At 55.8% G+C, this 16043-nt stretch carries 17 protein-coding genes, 1 tRNA gene and 1 pseudogene; 8 read left to right on the top strand and 11 right to left on the bottom strand.

Features of this window, described 5'->3' with window-relative positions:
* Positions 1–265: 265 nt before the first annotated feature.
* The 6 genes and pseudogenes from JJN09_RS25445 to JJN09_RS29680 all read left to right on the top strand — a co-directional run.
* Positions 266–448, top strand: coding sequence for a type II toxin-antitoxin system HicA family toxin (locus tag JJN09_RS25445; protein ID WP_064384144.1), 183 nt, complete (start codon positions 266–268; stop codon positions 446–448).
* Between the two features lie 31 nt (positions 449–479).
* Entirely contained in the window at positions 480–905 is a 426-nt protein-coding gene (locus tag JJN09_RS25440) for a type II toxin-antitoxin system HicB family antitoxin (protein WP_249484265.1), read from the top strand.
* Between the two features lie 48 nt (positions 906–953).
* Entirely contained in the window at positions 954–1238 is a 285-nt protein-coding gene (locus JJN09_RS25435) for a DNA-binding transcriptional regulator (protein WP_249490853.1), read from the top strand.
* Positions 1239–1876: 638 nt separating this feature from the next.
* Positions 1877–2320, top strand: a complete 444-nt coding sequence (locus tag JJN09_RS25425) for a hypothetical protein (protein ID WP_249484264.1) — start codon at positions 1877–1879, stop codon at positions 2318–2320.
* Positions 2321–2650: 330 nt separating this feature from the next.
* On the top strand, positions 2651–3574 hold the full coding sequence (locus tag JJN09_RS25420; RefSeq protein WP_249484263.1) for a hypothetical protein: 924 nt from the start codon (positions 2651–2653) through the stop codon (positions 3572–3574).
* A gap of 99 nt (positions 3575–3673) precedes the next feature.
* A pseudogene (locus tag JJN09_RS29680) lies at positions 3674–3913 on the top strand (tyrosine-type recombinase/integrase); the annotation flags it as partial.
* Between the two features lie 410 nt (positions 3914–4323).
* Here the strand turns inward: JJN09_RS29680 and JJN09_RS25410 are convergent.
* From JJN09_RS25410 to JJN09_RS25380, 7 genes are all read right to left on the bottom strand, one after another.
* A tRNA-Thr gene (locus JJN09_RS25410) sits at positions 4324–4399 on the bottom strand.
* Positions 4400–4474: 75 nt separating this feature from the next.
* Complete coding sequence (locus JJN09_RS25405) at positions 4475–5311, bottom strand: FkbM family methyltransferase (RefSeq protein WP_249484262.1); 837 nt, start codon at positions 5309–5311, stop codon at positions 4475–4477.
* A gap of 344 nt (positions 5312–5655) precedes the next feature.
* Entirely contained in the window at positions 5656–6891 is a 1236-nt protein-coding gene (locus tag JJN09_RS25400) for a methyltransferase (protein ID WP_249484261.1), read from the bottom strand.
* Complete coding sequence (locus tag JJN09_RS25395) at positions 6872–7561, bottom strand: ABC transporter permease (RefSeq protein ID WP_249484260.1); 690 nt, start codon at positions 7559–7561, stop codon at positions 6872–6874. The genes JJN09_RS25400 and JJN09_RS25395 overlap by 20 nt, the downstream gene beginning before the upstream one ends.
* Entirely contained in the window at positions 7558–8253 is a 696-nt protein-coding gene (locus tag JJN09_RS25390) for an ABC transporter permease (protein WP_249484259.1), read from the bottom strand. The genes JJN09_RS25395 and JJN09_RS25390 overlap by 4 nt, the downstream gene beginning before the upstream one ends.
* A 78-nt stretch (positions 8254–8331) precedes the next feature.
* Positions 8332–9081: an ABC transporter substrate-binding protein gene (locus JJN09_RS25385; RefSeq protein WP_053116574.1), complete on the bottom strand. Its 750-nt coding sequence runs from the start codon at positions 9079–9081 to the stop codon at positions 8332–8334.
* Positions 9082–9094: 13 nt separating this feature from the next.
* A complete protein-coding gene (locus JJN09_RS25380) occupies positions 9095–9868 on the bottom strand; it encodes an ABC transporter ATP-binding protein (protein ID WP_007897462.1) in 774 nt (257 codons plus the stop codon).
* Positions 9869–10420: 552 nt separating this feature from the next.
* Here JJN09_RS25380 and gabP point away from each other — a divergent pair.
* Complete coding sequence (gene gabP / locus JJN09_RS25375) at positions 10421–11812, top strand: GABA permease (protein WP_249484258.1); 1392 nt, start codon at positions 10421–10423, stop codon at positions 11810–11812.
* Between the two features lie 70 nt (positions 11813–11882).
* On the opposite strand, the gene JJN09_RS25370 is transcribed toward gabP, so the two are convergent.
* The 4 genes from JJN09_RS25370 to JJN09_RS25355 all read right to left on the bottom strand — a co-directional run bounded on the left by JJN09_RS25370 (position 11883) and on the right by JJN09_RS25355 (position 14878).
* The gene (locus JJN09_RS25370; protein WP_249484257.1) at positions 11883–12335 is read right to left on the bottom strand and encodes a hypothetical protein; all 453 of its coding nucleotides are present in this window, start codon (positions 12333–12335) and stop codon (positions 11883–11885) included.
* A 6-nt stretch (positions 12336–12341) separates the two neighbouring features.
* On the bottom strand, positions 12342–12755 hold the full coding sequence (locus JJN09_RS25365; RefSeq protein ID WP_249484256.1) for a hypothetical protein: 414 nt from the start codon (positions 12753–12755) through the stop codon (positions 12342–12344).
* A 20-nt stretch (positions 12756–12775) separates the two neighbouring features.
* Positions 12776–13747, bottom strand: coding sequence for an alpha/beta fold hydrolase (locus JJN09_RS25360; RefSeq protein WP_249484255.1), 972 nt, complete (start codon positions 13745–13747; stop codon positions 12776–12778).
* Between the two features lie 72 nt (positions 13748–13819).
* Positions 13820–14878: a YhcG family protein gene (locus JJN09_RS25355; RefSeq protein ID WP_249484253.1), complete on the bottom strand. Its 1059-nt coding sequence runs from the start codon at positions 14876–14878 to the stop codon at positions 13820–13822.
* A gap of 261 nt (positions 14879–15139) precedes the next feature.
* Between JJN09_RS25355 and JJN09_RS25350 the strand changes: the two genes are divergently transcribed.
* On the top strand, positions 15140–15589 hold the full coding sequence (locus JJN09_RS25350) for a carboxypeptidase regulatory-like domain-containing protein (protein WP_249484252.1): 450 nt from the start codon (positions 15140–15142) through the stop codon (positions 15587–15589).
* The last annotated feature ends 454 nt before the right edge of the window (positions 15590–16043 follow it).

Raw genomic sequence — 16043 nt, 5'->3', positions numbered from 1 at the left:
CGCCATTGCACGGAAATGCAGGCACAAAAAAACGCCGGCAAACGTGGGTTGGGGCGCTGGTGCGCCTGTATCTTACGCGGGTTATCAGGCCCGGTCGCTGAATTGGCAGCGACGGGTTTGAAGGTAGCGTGGGAGAGGGATGTGCGCAATCGTGGCCAGGTGGTGGCGGAGGCTAGCGATGTTCCAGATGTGCGGTGCAACAGTTATGTTGCATACGCAACAGATATGTTGCACATTCGCTCTACCGAAACAGCGAGTGATGCACATGAAGTACAGCGAGTTTCGGCGATGGTTGAAAGCCCAAGGCGTTGAGTTCCAAACCGGCAAGGGCAGCCATTTCAAGGTTTCCTTGAATGGCAGATCAACTGTCTTTCCCGACCACGGAGCCAAGGAAATGGGCGAAGGGTTGAGAAAATCGATAATCAAACAACTGGGTCTCAAGGATTGAGACCCAGTTGTACCCCATGAGAGGAAGCGTAATGTTCGAATATGCGTTGGAAGTTCACGAAGAGCCGGGCAGTGTCTGGTTGTCCTGCGCAGAAATTCCAGAGATGCACACCGCAGGCGACACCCTCGAGGAAGCACTCGACGGCGCCATTGATGCAATGGAAACAGCCTTGTCGATTTACGTTGATGATCGCCGGTTGATTCCGACAGGTGATGCGGGAGAACAGGAAAGTGACGCTGTTTTGCGTCTACCTGCACTGACTGCGGCAAAGGTTGGGCTCTGGAATACGCTTCTGGAGTCTGGGGTCAGCAAAGCTGAACTGGCACGACGCTTGGGTGTACAACGGCCCCAGGTAGATCGGTTAGTCGATTTCCTGCATCACTCCAAGATTGAGAATGTGGAGCGAGCATTGCAGCAGCTTGGGCGCCGGATTTTGCTTTCGGTTGAGGCTGCGTAGGCTCACCAACTGAGAGTTGGAGAAAAGTAATTGGATGATGAAATAGCAGTGGTCAATGAACTGGAGCAATTCCAGCAGGACTTGCTGGACTCTGTCCGCCAGATGAAAGCGGGAAAAGCTGCTCGTGTGACAGAGGTGCCACTTTCGGCGGTCGATGAAGCACGGGAGAAGGTGGGCGTTTCGCAGAGTGCGTTCGCCAAGTTGATCGGTGTGAGTCTGCGGACGTTGCAGGATTGGGAGCAGGGTCGGAGGCAGCCGACAGGTGCGGCACAGACATCGTTACGTGTTGCTAGCCAGCATCCGGAAGCATTGCGGGATTTGCAGCCAGCCTGAGGTGAAATCGTCTACGGATTGTTCCGATTAGAACTGGCAATGCGGTCGCCGACGATCGGAGATGTGGACGAAATGTGGACACCCCAGAAACAACAAAGCCCCTGCATTTCTGCAGGGGCTTTGTTTTGTATGGTGCGACATATCTCGCCACGCAGCACCCGAGCAGAGTACCCAGAACACGCCATCAAACATCAGGCGGCCGCCCTCGGCCATGGCTATCCATGAAGAGATCGGAGACTACACCCCAGTCCTTGTCCGAGAGTTCAAGGGGCGACGATTGGGTTTCTCGGGATTTCGTACAGAGCCTAGTGCTGAGTAATGGTAAAGGCACAGCCACACACTGCGGAATCTGAATGAGTTGCTTCGACCTCAGCAGGCCTATTCCTGCCGTTCGGCGTAACCTACTTGCAATAGACATACTCGGTGCGAATCGAGTAGTGTCTAGGCGAATTTGCTCCCGCATTTGGCCGAGCAATCGAGGCTGTCCATCCATGGTGTATAACTTCCTTATACGGTCATCGGAACGCTGAAAGCCCCAGCCTAGAAAAGGGTAGTGAGAGAACAAGGAATGTTATACGCCACGCCCATTTTGGGAGTTATGCACCAGTTGGTGTCTATTTATAGTTAGCGGCTTATCTATGGATCACTTAGAAATTCCAAGGCCCGAAGTATGGGAAGCGCGGCGCGAATGGTATGAAAGTCATATTTTTTACTACGAGGAACTCGGCAGCTATCTTGTAGGAGAACAAGCGTGCGCACTAATAAGTGACACTCAAGCCTGTTTCTGCGCTGGCGCGTGGGCTAGCGTAATCGTCATTTCCTTTGCGGTAATCGAAGCTCACATAAGAGAAACAAACCCAGACTCTTCAAAAAAGCATTCGCACGCTCTTCTTGAGGAAAGAGGGTTCGGCGAACGAGTGCAAAGCTTACGAAAATTAAGAAACAGCTTGGTACACGCCAAGCACGATGCGCCGGCACTAACAGTGGATCAGCAGTGGGATGAAAGAGAAAAATTGGAAGTAATTGCAAAGGAGGCAGTATCCATTATGTTTGAAATTTTTTACTCAGAGCCTGGCACATAAGCCGCTAACAATGCGCTCAACTACCGCTCACGTCCGTTCACTGGACCTCCCAAAGCTGCGCTTTTGGCCGCCCTCTCGCTTAATCGTCATGTATACTTAGAATGAAAAAAATCATAGCGCTATCAAATACACAGCAGTATTTACTTTTGGATTTATTACAAACTTCAGCGGAGCACTAAACGCTATAGTGAGTATCCCGAATTATTATAAATAGTTGAAAATGGTTTATTTTTACAGCGGAAATTCAATAACGGGGAAATGATCAGACTAAAGCCCGTCTCTTAATCAAACGATATATTTCTTAATCACTGAGCCGGCAGAAGAATTACTATGTATTATCAAGTCAAAACTGAATTTATTGATATAGCCCCATACCTTGGAAACGAGTTCAGGCGCAAGGTTGATTCATGCTGCAATTGGTTGACGTTAGAGTTAAATATACCGTTGAAAGGCCGAGTGCCCGAGTACATTAAACACATTCAACTTTACGAAAGATTTAGGGGGTGTTTTTGTGATGAAATGTATTACTGTCTTCAATCATTCTCCGAAATCAACCAGATAGTCAAACTTAAAGAATACCTTTCAGATAATAGAGAAAAGGAATTCCTAGAAACTATTAAAAAATCTATTTCAGGAGTGGCCTTTAAAAATAAAATCAATAAAGAAGGCAATGATGACGCAAGAAATTTCCTCTTTGAGTTATCTATTGCTTCTGAAATTAAAAAGCTAGGAGTGGACATTGATCTATCAAGCCGAGCTGACATTGTTTTCAATAATGAAAATGTACTTGTTGAGTGCAAAAGGGTTCGATCTAAAAATAAACTAATTGCTAGAATTAAAGAGGCTATTGAGCAGTCAGCTGAAGATGTTGGTGATAATGGCAAATTATTTGTCTTTGTAGATGTTACGGAGTTTTTTGATGATTCAAAAACTATCGCAGTAGTGAACGAAACAGATCATCCTTTAGCCATCGCTTTTTTAATGAGCGAGGCCGAGTTAAGGGAAGTGTTCGAGTCAAAAATGGAAGATGTATCTAGGGCTTTTATCAGGTCACATGTCGAAAAAATTCAAAACCTTTGCGTCGGCAATGTTTCTGGAGTTGTTATAAATTATAATGCGGTAGGATTTCATATTAGCGCAATTAAAGAAGAGATGGTTCTTGGCAATATTAAGTATTTGGTGAGTAATAAAGAATTGCCAGATAAAAATTGCTTTGGGGGCTACTTTAATGGCTTTAAGAAGTTTGAAATATAACAATTGGTTTAAGCTATTGGGAAAGGTGACTGGTGGGAAAGGGAAAGGGAAAGGGAAAGGGAAAGGGAAAGGTGACAGGGAAAGGTGACAGATTTATTTTCTATTAAGAACCGATCTATCCCCATTTCGAAGGAGCTACAGAGCAAGATCAAGGCAGCTTTGTCATTTTGGGACTGTTACAAGAAGTTCGGTGACTCTGTCGATGCGGTGGGGCTGGATTTGCCAGCTGGGCAGTTAACACATGTTTTGAGACATACGTTTGCCAGCCATTACATGATGAATGGTGGTGACATTCTGACGTTACAGCGGGTGCTTGGACATGCCTCGTTGGCTATGACGAATCAGACATAGAGGAGGAGTTTTTTGAAGCAAAAATTGATGGTGATTTTAACCGGGTTTATCAAGCTAACGTGACGAAGCTGGGCGTGCTCAGTGCGGAGGAGGCGAGGCAAATTGTGCGTTTTCACCAGTTCGCTGACAGTGTGCGTCTTGATGTCATTCCGGGTGGGGTGCTTGCGGTTGGAAGTGACAACCCTGAGGTGTTCAGAGAAGCGATTACTTTGCTCGAAACCATTTTGAAAATTGGCAAAGCTTTGGTGGGGAATGAAACGAATCGGTCGGATTAGGGGCTGAGCTCTGGCGAGCAAAGTTTTTGGCGGTGGACGTTTTGTGGACGTTTTCTGGATTTGACGTGATGTGGTTCAAAGACCCCAGAAACGACAAAGCCCCGCATTGCGGGGCTTTGAATATGGTGCCGGCACCAGGAATCGAACCCGGGACCTACTGATTACAAGTCAGTTGCTCTACCATCTGAGCTATACCGGCGTGTGGGCGACGATTATAGCGACTCGGTTGCTTCTGTAAACCCCTGAATTCAGACTATTTTTGCGCGGGCTCCGATCAGGCTCGGCGCAGGACGTTGCGCAGTTTCTGAATGGCTCGCCAGGCGCGGTTGTTCTGGAGGGCGCGCAGTTGGGCTTCGGCGTGTTCGGCGCGTTGCGTGGCGGCGCTGATTTGCGCCAGGGCGTCGGCTTCGCTGGGGCTGACGGGGTGGGCGAAGGGGTGGCCGAGGCATAGCTGGAAGTTGTCGAGCTGGCAGGGTGGCATGTCGAAGGCGGGTTTGAGGTTCAGGTGTTCGTCGGCCAGGAAGTAGCTGTTGAGGCCGTCGAAGCAGACGTTGGTGTAGCCGGCGCCGGTGACCAGATGTTCCCACTTGTGGTCACGCTCGAACGGGGTTTCGATGATGATGATCCATGGGCGGAAGCGGCTGAGGTCCATGCCGCGCAGCACGGTTTCTTCGTGGCCTTCGACGTCGATTTTCAGGAAGTGGATGTCGCGGCCGGCTGCGTGTTCTTCGCAGATCGAGGTCAGGGTGCGGGCCTTGACGGTGAGGCTGCGTACGTCGAGGCCGAGGTCGCGGCGTTCCTGGGCGGTGACGGGGTCGGCGGTGGACAGACCGGTGCCGGGAATGCCGTAGAAGGTCACTTCGCCGGGCTCATCGCTGGCGATGCATTGCAGCGTTGTGTCGCGCGGGCGCTGCTGGCGCAGGGCGTCGTGGAAGTTTTGCATCGGCTCGACGTTGATGCCGCTCCAGCCGCGATCGTAGAACGCCTTGGTAACCGAATCGTGGATCGGGTCGTTGGCGCCGACATCTATATAGAAGCCGTTCTCGAAGAATTTAAGGGCGCGCCACAGGCGGATGTCTTCGAAATTCTGTGCGTAAGAGATGAACGTCACGGTCACTCCCTGTCGGTCGGGTTCTTCTTGTTCGTGCGTGCGCTGCCGGCACGGTGTGAGCCTGTATAGCAAGGGTGGTGGGCAGGCGCAATTTTCCGTTACCGGCGTCCGTGATTCGGCGGTTATGTCCTTTTGCTTGGGGGCTTATGCACAACGGGCGTTTAAGCAGGCGGGCTTAGGCTGGATTTTGTGGACGGGTTCTCATTTGAATCGCAAATCCCTGTTTTACAGGTTTTTTATTCATATGAACAAAAAATGACCAAGGCTGTTAATGGCTTGAAGCAGGCGTGGATATTGGATCCACGAGAAATCCATCAACAGAGTTATCCACAGGCTGTAAAGATTTAAGCGCGTTCGGCCAACAACAGGAAATTACGCGGTGTGAGCGGCGCTTCGCAGAAGGTGCCGAGACGTACGACGTATCCCTGCTCGGTGAGGAAAAGTGCCCGATCAAGGTTCAGCCAAAGCTCCAGCGGGCGTCGGAACAGTCCTCGCAGCAATTCCAGGTTGCGAACTTCGGCCAACCGCTGCCAACCGGCGGCTTTCAGTGACGGCCAATCCTGCTCGCCGATTGTGGATAACTCTTTCAGCGCTGCCAGGTCGCGGCAGAAGTCGGCGAACGGTTTTTCCAGCCATGCGCTCGGCAGGGAAGGTGTCGGCAGGTATTCGTCGACGCCGCGCACTTGCCGTTGCAACAGATCGAAAGCCAGCCGGCGGGACATGGAAGTGTCGCGTTGACGTCGGACGCGGGCGCCGGCGGTGACGGTTTCGCTCATCGGCAGCGACAGATCTTCCAGTGAGAGCTGTAGGGCTGATCGCGAACCGGCGCAGGACAACGCCTGATATTCCGTGCGACTGATCCGGTTATAGCAACACGGCGCGATGGCCAATTGTCGGCATCCAGTCGCCGAAGCCAGTTGCATCAGGCGCACATGCAAGTCGCCGCAAGCGTGCAGGGCGACAGGCGTGTGTTCGCTGTTCAGCAATAAAGCCGTGTCCGCCGCGAGCACATCCTGCTCGACATGCAGCGCATGCAAATGATGACGCTGACTCAGTGCCTGACCGCTGGCGACCAGCGCCGGGTCATATTCCAGACAGGTGAGTTGCTGGTCGGCACCGAGCAGGCGCCGCCCCAAATGGCCTTTGCCCGAACACCAATCCAGCCAGTGCTTCGGTTGCGAGGCAAACGACAGGCGGCTGGCGAACGCCTCGATCTGCTCCCATTTGCGCCCCGGCACATCGACATTCAGGCGATGGCCCGCAGCTTTCAGTGAATGTGTGGGCAATTCACCCACCGCACTCAGTTCAAGCGACGACGCTGCCAATGACGCAAACGGCTCCGGCGCATCCAAAAGCTCGGCAGGGTGGTTATGGACGTTCTCCGCATCTTCCAGCGACCGCCCACGTAGCCACGCGGAGAGTTCCGGGTAGGACGCTTCCCATGGAAGTTGCAGATGAGTAAACGGGCGGGGTTTCCACAGCGCCTGATGCGCCGTGAGAAATGTATCCAGTGCCGTAAAACGGGCGAGTAGCTCCTCGCCCGTCAGCACGTAAGAAGAATCAGCGCCCTTGGCAGGCATCGACGCGCAGCCAGCGTTCCAGCAGTTTGAAACCGCGAACCAGCACGTAGGACATCAGCAGATAGAAGACGCCGGCCGCGAAGAAGATCTCCACCGGCAAGTAGGTGCGTGCGATGATCGTGCGCGCCATGCCGGTCAGTTCAAGGAGAGTCACGGTGCTGGCCAGCGCGCTGGCCTTGAGCATCAGGATAACTTCGTTGCTGTACGCCGGCAGGCCGATACGCGCGGCACGCGGCAGGATGATGTAGAACAGCGCTTTCGGCCTGGACATGCCCAGCGCCCGCGCCGCTTCGATCTCACCCGGCGGAATTGCCTGGATCGCGCCACGCAGGATCTCGGCGATGTACGCTGCGGTGTGCAAGGTCATGGTCGCAGTGGCGCACCAGAACGGATCGCGCAGGTACGGCCACATCGAGCTGTTACGCACAGCGTCGAACTGCGCCAGGCCGTAATAGACCAAGAACAACTGGACCAGCAACGGCGTGCCTCGGAAAAAGAAGATGTAGGCGTAGGGCAAAGCGCGCACGTACCACAGCTTCGAAGAACGGGCGATGCCCAGCGGGATTGCCAGCAGCAATCCGGCGATCACGGCAATCGCTACCAATTCCAGGGTCAGGGTCGCGCCCTGAGCCAGTTTCGGCAGCCACTTGATGATGATTTCCCAATTCATTGTGCGCTCCTCGCGAAGCCGCGTGCGGCGCGTTTCTCCAGGAAATGCATGCCGGTCATGGCCAGCACGGTCAGGCCCAGGTACATGAGGGCAGCGACCATATAGAAGGTGAACGGCTGCTTGGACACCGTCACGCCGATCTGCGCGTGACGCATGATTTCTTCCAGACCAATCACCGATACCAGAGCGGTGTCTTTCATCAGAATCATGAACAGGTTGCCCAGACCGGGCAGGGCGATCCGCCACATCTGCGGCATGATCAGACGAGTAAAAATCCGTACTTTCGACATGCCCAATGCCACGCCAGCCTCGCGGTGCCCCTTGGGAATGGCGAGGATCGCGCCGCGGAACACTTCCGTGGCGTAGGCGCCGAAGCACAGGCCCAGTGCAATGACGCCGGCGGCGAAGGCACTGAGCTGCAGATCGGGATTGCCGAAGAACTCACCGAGCGCGCGCATGGCGTTGACCGTTCCGAAGTAGATCAACAGCACCCAGAGCAATTCCGGAACGCCCCGCACCAGGGTCGAATAAGTGCCGCCAAGCCACTGCAGCGGCTTGTACGGGGAAGTCTTGGCCAAGGCGCCGAGCAGACCGAGCACCAGCCCAAGGCACAGGGCGGTGAGAGCCAGTTTGACGGTCATCAGCGCGCCGGCGGCGAGCGCCGGGCCGAATCCGTAAAGGTCGATAATCATGGATTTCTGTTCAAATCGCGGCGGGCAATATCGGGAGCCGGCGCCGTCGAATCACGGTGCCGGTTCCGCAGGTCAGTATCAGTAGATGCTGAACGGGAAGTACTTGTCGTTGATCTTCTTGTAGGTGCCATCAGCGACGATTTCCTTCAGCGCCGCGTTCAGCTTCTCGCGCAGCGGGTCACCTTTGCGCACAGCGATGCCGATCTTGTCGCTTTCCACGACCGGGTCGCCTTTGAACTCGTAGTTCTTGCCAGCGTCGCTTTTCAGCCAGTCATAGTTGGCGTACTTGTCGGCGAGGATGGCGTCGACACGACCGGAAGTCAGGTCGAGATAGGCGTTTTCCTGGGTGTCATAGAGGCTGACCTTGATGTCATCGGCGTAGGTGTCTTCCAGCCAGGTACCGGCCAGAGTGGCGCGCTGCGTACCGATAGTCTTGCCTTTGAGCGAATCCTTGTCGGTTTTGAAGTCGACGTTTTTCGGTGCGATGAACTGCAGCTTGTTCGAGTAGTACGGGTCGGTGAAGTCGACTGCGCCTTTGCGTTCTTCGGTAATCGACAGCGATGAGATCAGAAAATCGAATTTCTTGGCGTTCAGGGCCGGGATGATACCGTCCCAATCGGAGGTGACCACGGAGCATTCGACTTTCATCTTGGCGCACAGGGCGTCGCCGATATCTTTGTCGAAGCCGACGACGTTGCCACTGGCATCTTTATTGTTGAACGGCGGGTAAGCCGCTTCGATGCCCATCTTCAGGGTCTCGGCCATGGCGCCGGCGCTGAACGCCAGAGTGACGGCGGCGGCCAGGAAGACCTTTTTGTAGTTCTGCATGTGGGTAGCTCCGTTAGCGGTTGCTGGACATGAATTGTTTGCAGCGCGCCGAAAGCGGGTTTTCGAACACCTGCTGTGGCGATCCTTGCTCTTCGACCAGGCCCTGGTGGAGGAACACCACTTCACTGGAAACCTGACGGGCGAACCCCATTTCGTGGGTCACGAGCAGCATGGTACGGCCTTCTTCGGCCAATGCGCGGATGACATTAAGTACTTCCTGGACCATTTCCGGGTCAAGGGCGGAGGTGGGCTCGTCGAACAGGATCACCTTGGGCTGCATCGCCAGCGTGCGTGCAATTGCCGCGCGTTGTTGCTGGCCGCCGGACAGTTGCGCCGGGTAGGCGTGGCGCTTGTCGGCTATGCCGACCTTGGCCAGCAGGGCTTCGGCGACTTCGATGGCTTCGGCCTTGCTCTGTCCGAGCACGCGGCGCGGGGCTTCGATGATGTTGTCGAGCACGCTCATGTGCGGCCACAGATTAAAGTTTTGAAACACAAAACCAATCTCAGAGCGCAGGCGGTTGATCTGTTTGCCGTCGGCGGCAACCAGTTCGCCGTTCTTGGCGGCCTTGAGCTTGAGTTCTTCTCCGGCCACCAGGATCTGGCCCTGATGCGGGTTTTCCAACAGGTTGATGCAACGCAGGAACGTGGACTTGCCGGAACCGGAGGAACCCAGGATCGAGATCACATCGCCGTCGCGGGCGGTCAGCGAGATGCCTTTGAGCACCTCAAGCTGTCCGTAGCGTTTGTGCAAGTTGCGGATTTCAAGCGCGGGCGTGGCCTCAGCCATGTGCGTTCCTCATATATGTTGCGTTCCTGCTGTTGGTTGGCCTTCCTGGCGAGGCGGCCAAGCTAGCATAGCGTTTCAATGGCAGCCAACAGCGCTACTGGCGGTAAACGGATGGCGTGTGGCAGGTTGTCGCATCGGCGCAGCAGACTGTCGCCCCATCAACAACCGAACGGGTGTTTGAACGTTGATTCCCGTGGGTGTCGCGTAAAAAAAGGCGCGATGTTGCCACCTTTGGCGGGGTGTTGGAAGCGCTATCCGGCCGAACGTTCCTCATTCGCCCTTTTATTGTGCATCCCACACTTTTTCAGTGTGTTTCTGGTGCGCTCGTTCGTTTAAAAAGTGAGTCGCAGGGTAACGCTTTGGCGAAAGGCCAGCATTCTCAATGACTTGCGATGACTGTCCGGTCGCGCTGAAAACCGCAGGCCAGAAGAGTTTGAAACATTTTGGCGCAATTATTGCGTGCAGAATCTGGAACGCCCCGTTGGATTCTTTTTACGAGAAGGAACGCCAGACGGGACGGACTGAATCGCTTTCCTCGCAAAGGTAGTTTCAATGAGCAGTACCCAAAGCTCCAATGGCCTCGAACAGGGGCTCAAACCGCGTCATGTGACCATGCTGTCGATCGCCGGGGTGATCGGTGCAGGTCTGTTCGTAGGCTCCGGCCACGCCATCGCGGCCGCCGGTCCCGCTGTTCTGCTGGCTTACGCCGCTGCCGGTGCGCTGGTCGTGCTGGTGATGCGCATGCTCGGCGAAATGGCCGTCGCGTCGCCTGATACCGGCTCCTTCTCGACTTACGCCGACCGCGCCATCGGTCATTGGGCCGGTTTCACCATCGGCTGGCTGTACTGGTGGTTCTGGGTGTTGGTGATTCCGCTGGAGGCCAACGCCGCCGCGACGATCCTGCATGCCTGGTTCCCGGGTGTCGGTATCTGGGCCTTCGCTCTGATCATCACGATGCTGCTGACCGTGACCAACCTGTTCAGCGTGAAAAACTACGGTGAGTTCGAATTCTGGTTTGCCCTGATCAAGGTCGTGGCAATCATCGGTTTCATCATTCTTGGTATCGCGGCTATTTTCGGCTTCCTGCCGAACAGCCAGGTCAGCGGCGTTTCGCACATCTTCGACACCCAGGGCTTCCTGCCAAACGGCATGGGCGCAGTGTTGGGCGCGATCCTGACCACCATGTTCTCCTTCATGGGTACCGAGATCGTGACCATCGCGGCCGCGGAATCGAAGAACCCTGGCAAGCAGATTTCCAAGGCCACCAACTCGGTGATCTGGCGGATCGGTTTGTTCTACCTCGTATCGATCTTCATCGTTGTGGCTCTGGTGCCATGGAACGATCCGGTTCTGGCCAGCCTCGGCTCCTACCAGACCGTACTTGAGCGCATGGGCATCCCGAACGCCAAGATGATCGTCGACATCGTGGTACTGGTCGCGGTGACCAGCTGCCTGAACTCGGCGCTGTACACTTCTTCGCGCATGCTGTTCTCCCTCGGCAAGCGTGGTGATGCTCCGGCCATGTCAACCCGCACCAACAAGAGCGGCACCCCTTACTGGGCGGTGATGCTGTCCACTGGCGCGGCGTTCCTGTGCACCTTCGCCAACTACGTGGCCCCGGCTGCGGTGTTCGAGTTCCTGCTGGCCAGCTCCGGCGCCATCGCGCTGCTCGTGTACCTGGTGATCGCGATTTCGCAACTGCGCATGCGCAAACAACGCATGGCTCGCGGCGAAAAAATCGCCTTCAGCATGTGGCTGTTCCCGGGCCTGACCTACGCTGTGATCGCCTTCATCGTGGCAGCTCTGACCATCATGCTGTTCCAGGATGCCCATCGCGTGGAAATCCTCGCGACTGGTCTGCTGAGTCTGGTGGTTGTCGCCACCGGTCTGTTGGTAGCTCGCCGTCGCAAGGCGGAAAACCGTGGTGCGGCGGTTCTGAACTGATCCGTATCGCGTAATGCAAAACGGCCGCTGTCAGTGATGACAAGCGGCCGTTTTTGTTACTGAGCGGGGTTTACTCGCTTTTCTCTTCCGGTGCATCAACCGACTGGCCGTAGGTGTCCAGCGCAATCCCGAAGTCGGTGATGAACTGCGGTTCGCTCAGCCAGGCCTGGGCGGTCTCGCGATCCATGCCGTCGGCCCACATGCGGTAGTCGATCAGCATGTCGGCGGCCAAATGGGTAGCGGCCATGCCTTCGTTGTCGGCGTTTTCCATGTCCAGCAGTTCAGGATGGTCAACGATGATGAACGCCAGCTCGCGCAGCAGGGTCAGCAGCATCTCGTTGCGGCTGACGGCTTCGGCGTCGCGCATTTTGCTGAACATCGCCAGGGTGTATTCCGGGATCGGTTCGCCGATTTCACTCAGTTCATCATCCAGCGCGGCGGGTTTTCTGCCGTGGATATTGATCTGCTTGGCTTTGGCCTTGGCGCGTTTGGCGCGTTTTTGCTGCTTGTTCAGGGATGCCATGGGAACTCAGTTTTTCTGTTGGGTTTGTGCGGCGATTGCGTCGGACGCGGCCACATAGTCTTTCTGGAAGGCAGGCGATTCAATCCACGCCAGGGCACCGGCCTCGTCGGTCTCGGTGGACCACTGGCGGTACTCGATCAGCGCGGCGAGGATGAAGTCCATCGCGCCTTCTTCACCTTCCTGTTCGTACACCAGCTCCAGCAGCGGGTCTTCGAGGAACGCGGTGCACATGGCCTGCTGGCTGATCTTCTCGGCGTCGATCATTTTCTTGAACAGCTCGGTCAGGTCCACCGATTCGAAATCGATGCGGTCGTCGTTCGGGTCCAGCTCGACCGGAGCCTCTGCACGCTTGGTGCGGTTCTGCTTGGCCTTGGTCTTGGCCCGGGCGGCGCGTTTTTGCTGCTTGTTGGCAGAAGCCATGGTGTGTGTTCCGTGGTGCGTTAAAGGGCTTGGCTGCGCGGTACTTGCCGCCCCGGTGTATCGGGGGCCAGTTCGCCGGTTTGCAGCCAGGTCAGAGCGATGGGCCATAGTGTGGCTTGGTATGCGCTGCGAAAAAAGGCGAAATGTCCGACGTGTTGTTCACCGATGTCCTGCGGCTCGATGCGCAGGTGGGTTTTTTGGGCGTTCTGGAAGTAATCGAGCAGTCGTTCGATGGCGGGAATCGTACCGTAGGGATCGTCGCTGATACTGATTGCCAAGGTCTTTGCACGGATGTTGGAGAAGGGCAGGTCCGCCATCGTTCTGCCGCTCGGACGCCGCTCATAACGTGCAGCAGGCGTGCTCCAGTCGCGCACTACACCGGCGGGCGTATCCTCCAGCCAACCGAGTCGCTTGCCGGGGAAATATCCACAGAGCAGCGTGACCAGCGGCATCAGCAGATGCCATTTGCCGAACATCCGCCAGCGATGCTCGGGCGCGTAATCGCGCCAGTAAGCGAATTGCGCGCCGACCGTCACCAGTCGTCGGATTATCTTTCCGGACGCCCCCAGGCCTGCTGCGCAGCCGCCAAAGCTGTGCCCGACCACATCGATCGGCTGACCGGGAAACTCCCGCTGTGCGCGCTTGAGCATCGCCTCGAAATCCAGCGCACCCCAATCCGTCCACGAAGCCTGTAAATGCCTCATCGACTTCGGCCGCGACTCGCCAATGCCCCGGTAGTCGTAAATGATCACATCCAAGCCGTTGGCGAACAGGTACGCCGCGAAGCGCGAGTAGTGGCGGCAGCGCACGGATGTGGCGGCGTTGATGATCACCACCGGGCGCTGTGGGTCCGGCGAAGCGTGACGCCAGGTGAAACCGCCAAGGGCATAGCCATCGGCGACAGGTTCCTGAAAGGGCACGTCCTGAACATCGCTTGCGAGCGCGGTTCTGTTTCGAGCCTCTTGCAGTGCGTGCGTCTCTTGAAAACCCATGGCTCTCGACCTTCGCGGAGGAGTAGCTGCCAACGATAGTCTCAGGCGGCTCGCTGAACAATCCGTCGCCGGTTAATCGTCCGGCTGATCACTCAAGCGTTCTTCCAGCAGCGTGTGTTCCCGGTTCAACTCCGCTCGTAGCTCCTCTTCGCTCGGCAGCACCAGTTTGTAGCTGCTGGCGAACAGTTGTTCATTGCCCTTGAGGATTGTGTAGCGCGCAACCGATTCGTTTTGTTGTGCGCAGAGAATGATCCCCACCGTCGGCCCGTCGCCCTCGCTGCGTTTGAGGTCGTCGTACATGCGGATGTACATGTCCATCTGGCCTACGTCCCGAGCGCTGAGTTTGCCGCGCTTCAGATCCAGGATGACGAAGCATTTGAGCAGGTAGTTGTAGAACACCAGATCGATGTAAAAATCATCGTCTCCAGCGCTGATGCGTTGCTGGCGGCCCACAAAAGCGAAGCCCTTGCCCAGTTCGAGGAGAAATCCCTGGAGCTGATCGATCAAGGCCTGTTCCAGTTCGGATTCCTGAAGTTTGCCCGGTGATGGCAGGCCGAGAAACTCCAGAAGGACGGGGTCACGGATGAATTCCCGGGGATTGCTTTTCATCGCCGCAATGTTGGTGGCTGCCTCTGCATAGAGGTCGGTTCTGTCTCGGCTCATCAGCAGGCGTTCGTAGTAGAGCGTGTTGATCTGGCGATCCAGGGCGCGGCTTGACCAGTTTTGCGTGGCGGCTTCGTTCATGTACCACTGCCGGGCTGATTCGCTTTCTATCCCCAATAGCTTGCGATAGTGGGTCCAGCTCAATTCGTGACGCAGTGCGTCACGAATTGGAAATGCCTGATAAAACAAGCGCATGTAGCGAAGGTTAGAAGAGTCAAAGCCTTTACCAAAGTCCGCAGTCAGCTCCTTGGCCAACGTAGCCAGAAGCTGTTTTCCATACCCGGCTCGTCGGGCACCCTGCTGTTCAAACTCGACAATATGCCGCCCGATCTGCCAGCAGGTCTGGACTTGTATCGTGTCAACCGTTCGCAGCACTTTCTGCCGCGCCTGGCGTATCAGGTCACCCAGATCGCCGAGCAGCGAATCGAGTTTTGGATCTTGCGAATCAGCAGGTTCAAGTTGGCTCATCAGGTCTTCCAGTTCAGGAGAAACAGTAGCAAGAGCATGCCAATAACTCACGGGCTGGCGATGCCGGCCGTGTCTGGCTCAACCGAAGGAAGGGGGGACGGGTTTTGAAAGATACGACCGACGAAGATAGCGATTGGGGAATACAGCGCGTAGTCCTTTTCGTACCCGCGCCAAGTTCCAATCAGTCTAAAACCCGTCCCGCGCTGCAAAATCTAAACAAGAGTAACGATTGGGTTCTGCGAGAACCCGGGAGTACTCATCATGAAACGCGTCATTTCATTCATGCTGCCGGTTGCTGCAGTGGCTGTTCTGATGTTCCCGCTCATGGCTCAGGCCAATAGTGTCGAGCCGATCGACAGTGACGGTGTGCAAGTCCAGCAACAACAGCAAAACGGTATCAATTACCTGTCCGGAGGGATTGGCCTGGACGAGTCACGGACTATTCAGCACGCCGCTGGCTACAACCTGCACATGACCTTCTCTGTCGGCGCACAAAACCTGTACACCTCGGATGTCGATCTGGTGATCCAGAAAGCCGCAGGACAACCGGTGCTGAACTTGAGTCAGATCGGGCCGCTGGTCTATGCGCAACTGCCGCCGGGCAAATACACCGTGGTTGCCACGCGCAATGGTGAGGTGCGACGGGACGTTGCCAATGTTGGCAGCGGCGGGGCAAGTAATCTGGTGTTCCATTGGGATTGGCATCAATAACGACGACCGGGACGGGGTTCGGGCTGAATCCCGTTCGTTTCGATTACTTGCGTAACTTCCGGTGGATTCGTAGTCCGAACAGCGCAACGCTCACCAGTAATAGAGGAGGGAGGCTTTGCCACACGACTTCGAACCAGTACCTGCGTGGTTGGAGATCCCGAAGGTAGGTTGTGCGCGGGCCGCGATTGGTTGTGGTGATCGAGCCACTGATCAGGCTGTCGATGATCATGTAAATCGACGCGCCAATGGCGAACGTTATCAACAGCCCGACCAGAAGCGTCAGCCAGAACGAAGTGCGGCTCTGGCGACAGGGAGTCGGGTGGGGCAGGGGGACGCGTGTTCTTTTCTGGTTCATCGCGGGGATGACCCTCTTCCGTAAGGGTTGGGAAAAGTACCGCGAATTCCGGCCTGCAAGAAGGGCGCAATCCGGTCGCCATCAAATCGCAGGCATAAA

The organism is Pseudomonas sp. HS6 (assembly GCF_023375815.1).
Classification (GTDB): domain Bacteria; phylum Pseudomonadota; class Gammaproteobacteria; order Pseudomonadales; family Pseudomonadaceae; genus Aquipseudomonas.
This window is presented reverse-complemented; position numbering and strand designations above follow the sequence as displayed.

Coding starts and splice junctions, on each gene's coding strand:
- JJN09_RS25445 (WP_064384144.1), top strand. CDS start 266: ATGAAGTACAGCGAGTTTCGGCGATGGTTGAAAGCCCAAGGCGTTGAG.
- JJN09_RS25390 (WP_249484259.1), bottom strand. CDS start 8,253: ATGATTATCGACCTTTACGGATTCGGCCCGGCGCTCGCCGCCGGCGCG.
- JJN09_RS25420 (WP_249484263.1), top strand. CDS start 2,651: ATGTATTATCAAGTCAAAACTGAATTTATTGATATAGCCCCATACCTT.
- JJN09_RS25440 (WP_249484265.1), top strand. CDS start 480: ATGTTCGAATATGCGTTGGAAGTTCACGAAGAGCCGGGCAGTGTCTGG.
- JJN09_RS25360 (WP_249484255.1), bottom strand. CDS start 13,747: ATGGGTTTTCAAGAGACGCACGCACTGCAAGAGGCTCGAAACAGAACC.
- JJN09_RS25385 (WP_053116574.1), bottom strand. CDS start 9,081: ATGCAGAACTACAAAAAGGTCTTCCTGGCCGCCGCCGTCACTCTGGCG.
- JJN09_RS25355 (WP_249484253.1), bottom strand. CDS start 14,878: ATGAGCCAACTTGAACCTGCTGATTCGCAAGATCCAAAACTCGATTCG.
- JJN09_RS25400 (WP_249484261.1), bottom strand. CDS start 6,891: ATGCCTGCCAAGGGCGCTGATTCTTCTTACGTGCTGACGGGCGAGGAG.
- JJN09_RS25365 (WP_249484256.1), bottom strand. CDS start 12,755: ATGGCTTCTGCCAACAAGCAGCAAAAACGCGCCGCCCGGGCCAAGACC.
- JJN09_RS25380 (WP_007897462.1), bottom strand. CDS start 9,868: ATGGCTGAGGCCACGCCCGCGCTTGAAATCCGCAACTTGCACAAACGC.
- JJN09_RS25370 (WP_249484257.1), bottom strand. CDS start 12,335: ATGGCATCCCTGAACAAGCAGCAAAAACGCGCCAAACGCGCCAAGGCC.
- JJN09_RS25350 (WP_249484252.1), top strand. CDS start 15,140: ATGAAACGCGTCATTTCATTCATGCTGCCGGTTGCTGCAGTGGCTGTT.
- JJN09_RS25395 (WP_249484260.1), bottom strand. CDS start 7,561: ATGAATTGGGAAATCATCATCAAGTGGCTGCCGAAACTGGCTCAGGGC.
- gabP (WP_249484258.1), top strand. CDS start 10,421: ATGAGCAGTACCCAAAGCTCCAATGGCCTCGAACAGGGGCTCAAACCG.
- JJN09_RS25425 (WP_249484264.1), top strand. CDS start 1,877: ATGGATCACTTAGAAATTCCAAGGCCCGAAGTATGGGAAGCGCGGCGC.